Annotated in this window: 14 protein-coding genes; 9 read left to right on the top strand and 5 right to left on the bottom strand. The window is 43.9% G+C overall.

Annotated elements, in window-relative coordinates:
- Positions 1 to 196 precede the first annotated feature (196 nt).
- From B2Z67_RS00335 to B2Z67_RS00310, 6 genes are all read left to right on the top strand, one after another.
- Entirely contained in the window at positions 197 to 862 is a 666-nt protein-coding gene (locus B2Z67_RS00335) for a M15 family metallopeptidase (protein ID WP_291527820.1), read from the top strand.
- Between the two features lie 184 nt (positions 863 to 1,046).
- The gene (locus B2Z67_RS00330) at positions 1,047 to 1,568 is read left to right on the top strand and encodes an RNA polymerase sigma factor (protein ID WP_291527819.1); all 522 of its coding nucleotides are present in this window, start codon (positions 1,047 to 1,049) and stop codon (positions 1,566 to 1,568) included.
- Complete coding sequence (locus B2Z67_RS00325) at positions 1,565 to 1,984, top strand: hypothetical protein (RefSeq protein WP_291527818.1); 420 nt, start codon at positions 1,565 to 1,567, stop codon at positions 1,982 to 1,984. The genes B2Z67_RS00330 and B2Z67_RS00325 overlap by 4 nt, the downstream gene beginning before the upstream one ends.
- Positions 1,985 to 2,017: 33 nt before the next feature.
- Positions 2,018 to 2,461 (top strand): DUF6108 family protein, encoded by a 444-nt coding sequence (locus B2Z67_RS00320; RefSeq protein WP_291527817.1) that lies wholly within the window; start codon positions 2,018 to 2,020, stop codon positions 2,459 to 2,461.
- 64 nt (positions 2,462 to 2,525) lie between these two features.
- Entirely contained in the window at positions 2,526 to 3,404 is an 879-nt protein-coding gene (locus tag B2Z67_RS00315; RefSeq protein ID WP_291527816.1) for an outer membrane beta-barrel protein, read from the top strand.
- A gap of 251 nt (positions 3,405 to 3,655) precedes the next feature.
- Positions 3,656 to 4,123, top strand: a complete 468-nt coding sequence (locus tag B2Z67_RS00310; protein ID WP_291527815.1) for a nucleoside deaminase — start codon at positions 3,656 to 3,658, stop codon at positions 4,121 to 4,123.
- 159 nt (positions 4,124 to 4,282) lie between these two features.
- Here the strand turns inward: B2Z67_RS00310 and B2Z67_RS00305 are convergent, their stop codons facing one another.
- Both B2Z67_RS00305 and B2Z67_RS00300 read right to left on the bottom strand, forming a co-directional pair.
- On the bottom strand, positions 4,283 to 5,905 hold the full coding sequence (locus B2Z67_RS00305; RefSeq protein WP_291527814.1) for an OmpP1/FadL family transporter: 1,623 nt from the start codon (positions 5,903 to 5,905) through the stop codon (positions 4,283 to 4,285).
- 32 nt (positions 5,906 to 5,937) lie between these two features.
- Entirely contained in the window at positions 5,938 to 7,338 is a 1,401-nt protein-coding gene (locus tag B2Z67_RS00300) for a hypothetical protein (RefSeq protein ID WP_291527813.1), read from the bottom strand.
- A 280-nt stretch (positions 7,339 to 7,618) separates the two neighbouring features.
- Between B2Z67_RS00300 and prmA the strand changes: the two genes are divergently transcribed.
- A complete protein-coding gene (gene prmA / locus B2Z67_RS00295) occupies positions 7,619 to 8,461 on the top strand; it encodes a 50S ribosomal protein L11 methyltransferase (RefSeq protein WP_291527812.1) in 843 nt (280 codons plus the stop codon).
- 140 nt (positions 8,462 to 8,601) lie between these two features.
- Here the strand turns inward: prmA and B2Z67_RS00290 are convergent, their stop codons facing one another.
- From B2Z67_RS00290 to B2Z67_RS00280, 3 genes are all read right to left on the bottom strand, one after another.
- Positions 8,602 to 8,778: a hypothetical protein gene (locus B2Z67_RS00290; RefSeq protein ID WP_291527811.1), complete on the bottom strand. Its 177-nt coding sequence runs from the start codon at positions 8,776 to 8,778 to the stop codon at positions 8,602 to 8,604.
- Positions 8,779 to 8,843: 65 nt separating this feature from the next.
- Positions 8,844 to 9,746, bottom strand: a complete 903-nt coding sequence (locus B2Z67_RS00285) for a glycoside hydrolase family 25 protein (RefSeq protein ID WP_414630760.1) — start codon at positions 9,744 to 9,746, stop codon at positions 8,844 to 8,846.
- A gap of 324 nt (positions 9,747 to 10,070) precedes the next feature.
- On the bottom strand, positions 10,071 to 11,717 hold the full coding sequence (locus B2Z67_RS00280; protein ID WP_291527810.1) for a diphosphate--fructose-6-phosphate 1-phosphotransferase: 1,647 nt from the start codon (positions 11,715 to 11,717) through the stop codon (positions 10,071 to 10,073).
- Between the two features lie 182 nt (positions 11,718 to 11,899).
- Between B2Z67_RS00280 and B2Z67_RS00275 the strand changes: the two genes are divergently transcribed.
- Positions 11,900 to 12,169 carry a hypothetical protein gene (locus tag B2Z67_RS00275; RefSeq protein ID WP_291527809.1) on the top strand — a complete coding sequence of 90 codons (270 nt, stop codon included), beginning with the start codon at positions 11,900 to 11,902 and terminating at the stop codon, positions 12,167 to 12,169.
- Positions 12,170 to 12,178: 9 nt separating this feature from the next.
- Positions 12,179 to 12,733, top strand: a complete 555-nt coding sequence (locus B2Z67_RS00270; RefSeq protein ID WP_291527808.1) for a 1-acyl-sn-glycerol-3-phosphate acyltransferase — start codon at positions 12,179 to 12,181, stop codon at positions 12,731 to 12,733.
- Positions 12,734 to 13,009 lie beyond the last annotated feature (276 nt).

Below are 13,009 nucleotides of genomic sequence, written 5' to 3'. Positions count from 1 at the left end.
ATCCGCGTTATCCGCGTCTAAAGAATTATAGTATAAACTAATTATGAACATTGACTTAGCAATACAACAAAAGTAGAATTCCTTTTGTTTCTCTCCAACCGATAAAACCCATGTATCGATAGACAGAATCTATATACAGGGAAACCACGGGTAATTCGTTGATAATTCATATCTTTGCCGCTACAACAGGCATCGCATGAAACAGTTATTTTATCTTCTGACGGCTTTCTGGCTTCTCCCTCTCGCAGCGCAACCGGGCGAGACTTCCCGCCGCATGGAAGCTCTCGGCTTCGTTAACATTGCCGAAGCGGACAGCACCATCGCCATTGACCTTATGTACACCCGTGCCGACAACTTCACCGGGCAGATTCTATACGATGATTTACGTGAAGCTTATCTTCATCCCGACGCCCTGGAGGGGTTGCTGCAGGCGCAGCGGGAGCTACGGCTACGTCATCCCGGCTACCGGCTGATTGTTTACGACGCCGCCCGCCCCATGAGTGTGCAGCAGAAGATGTGGAATCTGGTGAAAGGAACCCCCAAATACATCTACGTGGCTAACCCGGCGCGTGGCGGAGGACTGCATAACTATGGTCTGGCAGTAGATGTCAGCATATTAGATGCAGCGGGAAACGCCTTGCCGATGGGGACAAGGGTAGACCACCTGGGCTATGAATCGCACATCACGAACGAAGCCGCGTTGGTAAAGAACGGAAAAATCACCGCGCAGGAACAGACGAACAGGCAGTTGCTGCGCGGCGTAATGCGCGCTGCGGGCTTTCGCGCCTTGGGCAGCGAATGGTGGCACTTCAACCGGTGCAGTCGTGACGAAGCCAAGCAAAGGTACAGGGTGATACCTTGAGACGGTCAGGATAAAAAACATGCGAAACTTAAATAAAGAATCTGCTTACACTTTGTATTTTCTGCATGGCCGGGAATGCTGTATTTGCAGTAATCATCCCCACCTGCTATTTATTTGCTTTGCACAACACTTTTTTTTATTTTTGATGTCACGTTCTCTTTTCCCGTTCGTCTTATCAATGTAAATGGAACTCAAACAGTTTAAAATAACAGTTCTTCCTCTCCGCAGTAAGCTATTAAACTATGCGCGGAAACTGACTGAAAATCCGGATGATGCGGAAGATACCGTGCAGGAAGTCCTGCTCAAGCTATGGAATAAAAGGCTTGAGTTGGAACAATACCGCAACATTGAAGCGTTTGCCATGACCATCACTCATAATCTCTGCATGGATATACGGCGCACCAAACGTACCGACGACGTACCATTAGAATATGTACAAGCCGCTAATTCCTCAGGAACTCCGGAACAGTTACTGGAAATAAAAGACGAAATTCGCCTGATGCGTGAAATCATAGACTCGTTGCCGACATTGCAGCGCACCATCATAAGGATGAAGGATATTGAGGAATACGAAACAGAAGAAATTGCCGACATCACAGGTTGCAATCCGGAAGCTATCCGCAGCAACCTGTCCAGAGCAAGAAAAAAGGTGAGAGAAGTTTACTTGCAAACCATACAAGAAAGAACAAGGAGGAAACAAGCATGAAGATAGAAGAATTATTAAACCGGTACTTCGAGGGGCAGACCTCGCGCGAAGAAGAACGCGAATTACGCCGCTTTTTCATAACAGAAAGCGTACCGGAACATCTACGGATGTATCGCCCTCTGTTTGCCTGTTTGGAACAGGAAGCGAAACAATTCCGGGAAAAGGAGACTCTTGTTGCCCGAAAACCAGCTATCAGCCGCCGCATATTCTACATGTTGGGTGGAGTAGCCGCCGGAGTTTTATTGCTTATCGGCATTGCCGGAACACATCAATACCTTCACCCCACTCCGGAAAACTATGTTATCATCGACGGTAAACAATATACGGATACCAATCTGATACATGAACAGGCACTTGCCGCATTCCACGACATGCGAACTACGGAAGATGAAGTGCTTGACCTGATGTTTGAATAAATTTGAAAAAATAAAGAACTAACAGATACGATTATGAAAAAGCTCATCCGCACCCTGCTATGCTGCCTGCTGCTCTTATTCAGTACCGGCATCTACGCCCAGAAGGGATTACAAATAGCATCCGTATTCCAGAAATACGGCAAACAAAAGGGTGCCACATACGTGGAACTTTCCAAGATGCTATCCAAGAACTGGGATATTACCCACTACCAAAGCCTGAAATTGTCAAAAGCGGAAAGGGCGCTCCCCGATATTTATCGGAGCCTGGAGGTTGACCGTGAACACGCCAAAAAGATAAAAGAAGTGGTAACCGACGGATATATCCAATCCGGATATTATCAACTTCCCCCGTTGCAAGGTAATGTCAACCGCTTTATCCTCTTCCGTCTCGGGAAAAAAGGTGAGGCTACACTTATCTATATCGAAGGCAATATAGACAGTGACGACCTTGTCACACTAATATTCAGTAAGGAATAACCCCGTATTAAGATTCTGTAAATACTCACTCTGAAAACTATAACTCACAAATAAATAAAATCTTATGAAACAAATTTTCTTCTTATTTCTGCTCATGGTTTCCATAACGACTATGGCGCAAAAAAGTATTCCACAAGACACTACACTTTACCTCAATGGACGGAAAGTGATTATCAAGGAACATGACGGCAAAATCAAGGTGAAGATGTACGAAACCAAAGCGGAAAATGACACAATAGAAAATACACAAGTATTCGAGGGCGTGTATCTGAACGGGCGCAGCATCGAACAGACAACCACCGTATCCGTACCTTTCGTGAAAAAGAAAAAAGGTTATTATCGCTTCGACCCTCATTATCCTGCTGTCTATTTCGGCTTCAACAAACTGTCGGGAAGCAACTTCCAATACTCTGCCAAAGTACCCCAACTCGGTTCCAAGTCTTGGGAATGGGGCATCAACCTATTCAATACCGGTGTAGCCATTACCCCAGGCAACCATTGGGGACTGACCACTACCCTCGGTTTTGCACGCATGGTTTATAAGCTGGACAATAACTATGGTTTTGAGAAAGCGGACGGCATCACCGTTTGCCGTCCGGCGGAAGATGATATAGAGTATCAGAAAAGTTGGTTACGCTATTGGGCTTTCCGTCTTCCTGTCAGTCTGGAATGGCAAACAAAATTCGGCAGTCGCCGTGCATTCATCGCAGCGGGACCTGAATTGGAATGGCGTTTAGGAATCACATCCAGAGCTAAATATGAGAGTAAGAAACATACGTTGAGCGATAAGCTGAATACGCATCCGCTCGGTTTGAATCTGCTATTGCAGGCAGGTTACGATTGTCTGGGATTTAATGCCCGCTTCGCCCTCACTTCCTTATTTGAAAAGAATAAAGGGCCTGAACTCTATCCGGCATCTATCGGCATAGGTTGGTATTGGTAATCTATATTCGTCCCGTGGGACGAAAAAATTCGTCTCGTGAGACGAAATTATTCGTCCCATGAGACAAAAAAATCCGTCTCGTGAGATGAATTTATTCGTCTCACGAGACGGATTTATGTTCGAACGGTTTTGTGTTCAAGTAGAAATTGTTGGTGGTAGCCTCTTGTTAGCTGAAATCAAATACGATTTGCAATTTTGGAAAATACCGGAAACATTATTATCTTTGTTTTGTCTAAACTAATCCTAATGTTATGACAAAGGAAGAACTTATGAGAAAAGCGATTGAACTCTCTTCGGAGAATATCGTTAACGGTGGCGGCCCATTTGGCGCCATCATTGCCAAAGATGGAGAAATTATAGCTACCGGTACAAACCGGGTCACAGCTTTGTGTGACCCCACAGCACATGCCGAAGTCAGTGCCATTCGTGCTGCAGCTTCCAAATTAGGGACTTTCAACCTTAGCGGATGCGAGATATATACCTCCTGCGAACCATGTCCTATGTGTCTTGGCGCCATCTATTGGGCACGATTAGATAAGATATATTACGGAAACAACAAGACTGACGCAAAGAACATCGGCTTTGATGACTCCTTTATTTACGATGAAATAGCTTTAAAACCTGCTGACCGTAAATTGCCTTCAGAAGTCTTGTTACATAATGAAGCCATAAAAGCATTTGAGGCATGGGCAGCAAAAGAAGATAAAATAAGATACTAAAGCCATATAGACAGAAACAGAAATCTCCGGAGTTCGCAATCACAGCCTCCGGAGATTTGAATTTAACACACAAGTTATTTGCAATAAGAAATTATTTGCTCTATATCGTTATTCAGAAACTGTTTTGTTCTGCATTATTTTGTGAGAACAGTTTCTTATTTAAAAGCGAAAACCTAAAGTCAATATTACCTGACTGCGAGAATCGGTTACCTTTGTTTTTGCCTCTTCAGGAGATACGTAATTCCATACTTCTTCATCTCCATCCTCAACCATTACCGGATTAACAAACGGATAGAAATCCGATTTCTGTACCGAATACTTATAAGCTAAATCAGCATAGAACGAAGAACCTCTATAACCGATACCCAAAGTATAATTGCTCAACGACTTAAGATTGGAATAATCCGTATCGGTATTGATAGAATTTATCGGCAAAGCTTTAACAGCATTACTCTTGAAAGCCGGACTACTATAATTATACCCGGCACGTAATGCAAATTCAGGTATCACTTTGTATTCCGCACCAATACGAAATGTGCTGACGCCTTTCAAACCAATCTTGGCTTCATTCGTCTCCCACGTCATTTTCTCACCATCCGAATATTGGAATTTCATTGCAGAGTAATCCTTATATTCATATTCCGCACCCAAAGCCAATTGACTGCCTACCGTATATCCCAAACTCAAATTATAAGTCCACGGAGTATTTAATTTATATTTAAAATTCATATCTTCATCATCCAAGTAGTCATAACTGTCTACCGTAGCAGTTACAATTTCATCTACATCATTATATAAATCAGAAACCAAGAGTGCAGAAGTTGCCCATGTCAATTTATAAAACGTTGGAGTGTGTATGGCTAATCCCAAACGCAGAGGCGAATCTTCAAAAGGACGTAAAATAGCACCCAACTTAACATCAAAACCGGAACCGGTTACTTTATTAAAGCTCTCCAATTCATAACCGGCACCTGTAGCTTCTCCGTTTGGCGTACGGAAATCCTCATCATACAATGTATATTTATTATAATTCACGTCATAGGCTCCGAAAGTCATACCAAGGTAGAAGCGGTCATTAAAATTAAGAGAGAGATTAAAATCAAACTGGTTAATGCCGCCGGTCTCCTTTGAGCGGAACTCACGAAGATACGGTCTATCGTCACGACCTAATGTACTTGTATAGTAGGTATATGGAGGAATATCAGTCGTAGTATTCGGATTTATCAGATATCCATCATATCCTAATGCGGACAACCAACCGATATCATTATGATCAAACGGATTAAACTGATCCCATATATCTTTAGAAAGCCCATCAGTCATAGCAGCCATCTGGTATGTTTGCGAATAACCTCCCAAATCACCTGCCGTAGTCATATTACGATTAAAGGATTTTACCTTCTGATAATTAAAGGCGAAGTTCACATAACGTAAAGAGGTATAGTTACCGACTTTTGTAGAGAGTACAAAACCTGCATTATCAAAGTTCCAATGGTTTCTACCCATGCCAAGTGTTTTACCTGGGTATTTACTCTCAGTATCCAAACTTGAATAACCGAAAGAGGTCATTATGTCATTACTACGGTAAATACCAATACCGGCAGGGTTTGTACCGATGGTTGAGATGTCGCCACCTAACGCTCCCATAGCGCCACCCATACCCACGAAGCGAGCTGTTCCGTTCAAATCTTTACTCGCCATGTTCGTTGCATCATATATTGTCTGTGCCCCTACGCCTACTGAAACGAGCATACCAAGGGCTGTCATCATTATTTTTCTCATAATTCATTCAATTAGAGTGAAACATTCAAATATTATCTTCTTCCGCCGCCGGAACGTGAAGAGCTACCACCTCCACCGCCGCCGGAACGTGAAGAACTGCCGCTGCTACTGCTGCCGGATGAACTACTGCCACTCGAACGCGAACTGCTTCCTGACGAATAACTGCTGGAAGAACGAGTAGAAGAAGAACGGGAAGAAGAAGAGCGACCGCTATCATAAGAGCGGGAACTGTTGTTATTGCTGCTGCGTGAACTGCCACGGCTATATGTCGGGCTACTACTGCTACGCGAAGAAGTTCCACGTACGGTGCTACTTCCCGAAGAAGAAGGTTTCGCAGAGCTACCACGGCTACTGCTACGTGTGCTTTCTACATTACTACTACTTGAAGGAGAAGTACTTCGCGTACTACTTGGGCGTGTATAAGTAGAACGTCTTGAAGAAGCTGCATCAGTACGGGTAGTCATTCCCGGACGTTCATTGGCAGTGCGTGTTCCTACAACCCGGCGGGTAGCTCCGCTTTCGCCACGTCTTACTTGTCCGCCTCTACCTGGCCTGGCAGTAGCTGTTGCTCTATTAGTACCGATTGTACGGCGAGCTGTTGAGGTACGTGTTCCATTGTGACGACGGTTTGTGTATACGCCATTGCCCCTATGGTTACCTCCCCAGGATCCGCTACCGGAGTACCAGCCTCCACCGGGATAATAATGATTATGGTGTCCCCAACTCCAACCACCGTAGAAGCCTCCCCAGCCATAAGACCAGTCGTTCCAACCATAAGACCAGTTATTCCAACCATGATAAGGAGAATAGCCACCCCAACCGTAATAAGAAGGGCCTCCCCAGCCATAGGAGTTATACCGCCAATCCCACCATAAACGGTTGGAGAAAGTAGGAAATGCATAAGCATACATTCCATCCGTATATACGTTCCAGTCCCAAGAATTCAGGCCATAAACAACATCCCAATAATACGGGCTGCTGATGCTTATGGCATAACGCGGGCTACGGAAGCGCACGAGACGCATGGCATATTCATAATCATCCTGCGAACCCTCGAAGCCTCCTACCCATTCACCTTCCGGATCGGGCACTGCCTTTTCTTTAATATACAGAGTATCGTCTTCCATAACAAAATCATTCTCTCTGGAAGAGTAGCGACGATTATATTCGTCTACATCACGAGTATTCCCTTTACGGTCTTGCACAACAATAGTTGTATTGCCCGGCGACGTATAGACCGTTGTCGGCGCATTCGACTTTACTACAATTTCTTCAGCCGGAGCAATCCTTACGGTCTGCTTCTCCTGTTTCTCTTCCTTCTTTTCCTTCTTGTCTTTTGAAGGAATGTAGTAAAGGTCGTCATTTACGCTCTGTGCCGAAACCATCCAGGGAAGGCACATGGCAAAAAGCGATAATAAAACAATCTTTTTCATATACGTGTAATTTATAAGTTCTACTTTAATTCATTATTTCACGTCACAAAGATAATGACAGGATTTACCGTTCACGGAAGATTTTCCCCAAATGATTATAGGGATTTCCCTATTACCCATCTTTCCTCTAAAGAATCAATAGCTTTCTTCACTCAGCCGGCATAAAATACAAATGATTTCCCGTACATTTGCAGCTAATAAACAAATATACAAAGAAGTCGGTTCGCCTTACGGAAAGTTATAGAAAGGAGTTCTGCATTTATCAATAAATTGTATTCCAATGAAATATTTAGAATTTACCTTTTACACTACTCCCTGCACGGAGACAGTCAACGATGTACTTGCCGCCGTCTTAGGCGAGGTTGGTTTCGAAAGTTTTATAGAACAGGAAAATGGTATTGCCGCCTACATACAGAAAGATTTATTTGATGAAGCAACCATAAAAAGCGCCATCAAAGAATTTCCTTTGACTGACACACTTATTGAATATACGTATAAAGAAGTCGAAGAGAAAGACTGGAATGAAGAGTGGGAAAAGAATTTCTTTCAGCCCATTGTTATCGGTGACCGTTGTGTAATCCATAGTACGTTCCACAATGATGTTCCCCAGGCAGAGTATGATATCATCATCAATCCACAAATGGCTTTCGGTACGGGACATCACGAGACTACCAGCCTCATCATTGGTGAATTGCTGGATAGTGACTTGCAAGGAAAGTCTTTACTTGACATGGGTTGCGGCACCTCTATTCTTGCCATTCTTGCCCGTATGCGTGGTGCAGAGCCTTGTACAGCCATCGACATTGACGAATGGTGCGTACGCAATTCTCTCGAAAACATAGAACTAAACCGTGTGGACAACATTACCGTATTCCAGGGAGACGCTTCTTCTTTGGAAAAGCAAGGCCCGTTCGACGTAATCATTGCCAATATCAACCGGAATATCCTGCTGAACGATATGAAGCACTATGTACGTTGCATGAACAAAGACTCCCAACTACTTATGAGCGGATTTTATGTAGACGACATCCCTGTTATCCAAGCAGAAGCCGAGCGTAACGGATTACATTTTATACATCATCAGGAGAAGAACCGTTGGGCAGCGGTGAAATTCGAAAAGTAATAGATGTAAATCAGGAGTTAAGGAATTATCGCTTTGCTTAGGAGTTAGAGGAGCTAAAGCCGATCGCATTCCTCGAAAAGTTGTGTTAAAAAGTTTAAGTCTACCATCTCTCATCCGCAGATAATGCGGATGACGCGGGTTTATTCCTCCTTTCCCTTATGCTTCGCTTTCCGCGTATAAGTCTTCTTCGAGCCATGCACCCGGTGTACGGCATGAAAACCGGGGCCAAGCAATTCCATCTCTGCCTCACGACTTCCTTTCTTTGCCGCTTTCAGATAATCGTTGAGGGTAAATCCTTTATTCTTAGTCTTTTTCATACTTCTTCGTTTTTGCTATTTGTTTATCTATAAGCCTTCACTGTTTGTTTATCTATAAAAAGATGTTACCGCAACGTCATCCCTACAAGTTCTTCCAACGTACCATTAAACACATTCAGGTCTACTTCTTCCTTGATACCGGGGACATTGCCCACGTCGGTATGTTGCCAGAAGTGCCACGGACCTTCGTATTCCACAGAATCCGCATAATAATGGGCAATCCAATAGGGATAAGTATTGAATATGGAATCACTGAGATAACGTTCCTTGAATTTATAAGAAGTATAAAGGATAGGTTTCACACCATAGTGCGCCTCTATGCGGTCAAGCCATGTTTTGACAGCAACCTGCAAATCACGGGGTGAACTCTTACCGATAGTTTCCACATCAAGTACAGGCGGCAAATCGCCCGGAGTAAGCCGGACGGTACGGATAAAGAAATCAGCCTGTTTGTCAGGGTCTGTTTTAGGGGAAAAGAAATGATAGACCCCGCGGATAAAACCGTAGCGACGAGCCTGTTCAAAGTTAAACGGAAAAGTATCGTCACTATGGTCGCCCCCCTCGGTAGCTTTCATGAAAACAAAATGAATCGGAAAACGGGATGCCCGGTTCGAGGTCAACTCCGCCCAGTCTATACTGCCCTGGTAATGGGAAATATCAATGCCATGCACTTCATAATTGCACGGCATACAGACACCGTATCCCTTCTGACCGTAGCAAGGCTTCCAACGGTAAGCGTATGGACGAACAAAAAACCAATAAAACCCGGCGGAAAAGATGGCAATTATACCTACGGAAATCATAGCACGTAACCATGCGGGCATCGTAACGCCCACCTTGAGTTTCTTCTTGCCACGACGCGCAGGGGTACGATTAGCAGCAGATGCCGCAGAACGGACAGGACGCGTAGCGGAATGCGTAGCAGGTTTCCGACGAGAAGTAGTATTACGAGGTTTCTTGTCTGCCATACACGACAATAATAAATATAGTTTAGAAAGGAAAGAAACAGTAATTCAATTAGCTTCGCTGACAAATAATTTGATTTCTTTCATTAAGGTATATCCTCCTCCTTCCGGGAAGAGGAGTACCCATAGGAGGAGGTGGTAGGTAAAAAATACCTAATAATCATAAAACTAAGGAATATTTTTCTCACCTACCACCCCGCCCTTTGGGCACTAACCCCCTCCGGCTACCCCGTTATCGGGGGAGAGCAACCTCCCAGGAGGAGGGGAATAGAGATACTTCAGCCCAATATCACACAAGGATATTATAACTGAAAGCATCTCAAAAGATTATTTCGCCTGTTCCAACTGCAACGTTTTCGTCGGTTGGTCGCAAACTTCCGTAGGCCCGAAATACTGGATAGGTCCCGGATATACATAATCCGTTTCCACAGCCCATCTTTCACGCTGGGCGGTAAATGTTTTGAAAGGAGCGCCATCCAATTTCACCAATGCCTTCTGAATAACCGGTTTCATCTCGCCGTGGCGACGTTCCATGTTCATCATCATCGTGATAGGCACACCACCTGCAATCCATTGATCGGCAGGAGCGGTAGTGTTGCGTACGGACGACATGTATCCTGTCTTACCATTCGCAATCAAAGCCGATGCCGTGTAACCCAATGAGTAGCAATAGTCGGCATCATAGTTGGACGGAGCAGCGCAACGGCCTTCGTAACCGAAGAAGTGGTGTTGGGAAGCAAACTTGCCCACAAACTTACCTTCTTCTTTCCAGGCGGCGAGCTTGGTAGCAACCATTTCAGACAGCAGTTTCTCTGTTTCGATAAGAGACACCTGTACGTTACCATGCGGGTCACGATCCAAAGTCAACTGACGCGCAACTCCCTCGGGCAGGCTGGCATAGATAGCTGAATTCTCCGCAGAAAGTTTACGGATGATGTAATCACGTTGGTGTGACTTCTTAATATGTGAGAACTCTTCGGCATTGTTGACAAGGAAGTCGTTCAATTCGGCAATCAGGCGCTTCATAGCCGGGATAAATTCAACAAGGCCTTCGGGAATCAGAACCGTACCGAAGTTATTACCTCGTGCGGCACGCTCGGCTACTGTCTTGGCAATGTATGTCACAACATCATCCAGAGACATGTTTTTTGCTTCAACCTCTTCCGACACAATACACACGTTAGGCTGAACCTGCAAAGCGCATTCCAACGCAATGTGAGAAGCGGAACGTCCCATCAGCTTGATGAAGTGCCAGTACTTACGCGCCGAGTTACAGTCACGCTGAATGTTACCGATAACTTCAGAGTAAACCTTGCAAGCTGTATCGAAACCGAAAGACGTTTCAATCATCTCATTCTTCAGGTCACCGTCGATAGTCTTGGGGCAACCGATTACCTGTACACCGTAATCCTTGGCAGCGTAGTATTCAGCCAGCACACAAGCATTCGTATTGGAATCGTCACCGCCGATAATAACCAGCGCCTTAATACCCAATTCCTTCAGAATCTCGTAGCCTTTATCAAACTGTTCTTCTTTTTCCAGTTTCGTACGTCCCGAACCGATAATGTCGAAGCCACCCGTATTGCGATATTCGTCAATGATGTCGGCAGTCAGTTCCATATAATTATGGTCAACCAAACCACCGGGACCAAGAATGAAACCATACAGTTTACTGTCTTGATTCATATTTTTAATACCGTCAAACAAACCGGAAATCACGTTGTGCCCACCTGGAGCCTGACCTCCGGAGAGGATAACGCCTACATTGACTGCAGGGAAATTAATAACTTCGCTCGTTGTTTCAAACTTAATCAAAGGCATCCCGTACGTATTAGGAAACAATTCCCGGATAGCTTCCTGGTCGGCTACTGATTGTGTAGCTGCGCCGGTTACTGCCTGGATGGCTCCCTTCAACGCTTCTGGAAGTTTGGGCTGATATGCAGCCCTTGCAATTTGCAATGCACTCTTAGTCATTTTATCTAATTATTTAAAGGTGTTAGTATAGTTTTGTTCAAAAACGTTGCAAATTTCGCTTTTTTTTCTGAATAATGAAAGGATGCGTCCCTCAAAAAAAACACGAAATATTGGTTTATACCATAGAAAGTACTTACCTTTACCGGAAATATTTCAAATTATTCACTAAAAAAGTAAAGATTATGGCAAGTAGAAGAGAACTAAAGAAGAATGTTAATTATATTGCAGGAGAACTGTTCACGGAGTGTTTGATAAACGGTTTGTTCGTACCGGGAGTCGATAAAAACAAAGCAGACGAACTGATGACGGCAGTCCTGAATATGCAGGACGAATTCGTTAGCCGTATCAGCCACACTGAATCCAAAAATGCAAAAGGATATTATAAAAAGTTTCATGAAGACTTTAATATAAAGGTGGACGAGATTGTTAAAGGAATAACTGAACTGAAGTAAACATCCGGAATGAAGAAAGCAATATACGGATTTATCTACTATCGCATTTTGGGATGGAAGACGAACGTGACGGTACCTGATTATGATAAATGCGTAATCTGCGCGGCACCTCACACCTCTAATTGGGATTTATTTATTGGCAAGCTATTTTACGGCGCCATCGGACGGAAAACCAGTTTCATGATGAAAAAGGAATGGTTCTTTTTCCCGCTGGGATTGTTATTCAAGGTGGCAGGAGGCATACCTGTTGACCGGAAGCATAAAACGTCGTTAGTAGACCAGATGGCCGACCAGTTTGCCAAAAGCAAAAAGTTCCACCTGGCCATAACGCCTGAGGGAACGCGTAAACCGAATCCGAATTGGAAGAAAGGTTTCTATTACATAGCCCATAGAGCGCAGGTTCCCATCATGCTGATCGGTATAGATTATGCTACCAAAACGGTAACGTCTACCAAAGCTGTGATGCCGACAGGGGATCTTGAAAAAGATATGCGTGAGATAAAACTTTACTTTAAAGACTTTAAGGGTAAGAACCCAAAGAACTTTAAGTTAGGAAAAATTTAATAATATCCGCTCCTTACCTGCTCCTTACCTGCTCCTTACCCGCTCCTTACCAACTCCTCTCTATAGGACATGGAGCAGACACGGAGAAGGTAAGGATTGGGTACTGTTCTGATAAGGTTCTGATACGAGAAAAAAATACTTAATCCACGATCTATATAGTTTAAGTTTTGCAAGCTATTTATATTGTTGATTATTAGGAGTATATTTATTGATTATTAGGAGTATACTTATTGATTATTAGGAGTATCTCTATTGATTATCAGAACTATCTCTATT

Origin of the sequence: Bacteroides sp. UBA939 (assembly GCF_002293435.1) — a bacterium.
Classification (GTDB): Bacteria; Bacteroidota; Bacteroidia; order Bacteroidales; family Bacteroidaceae; genus Bacteroides.
This window is presented reverse-complemented; position numbering and strand designations above follow the sequence as displayed.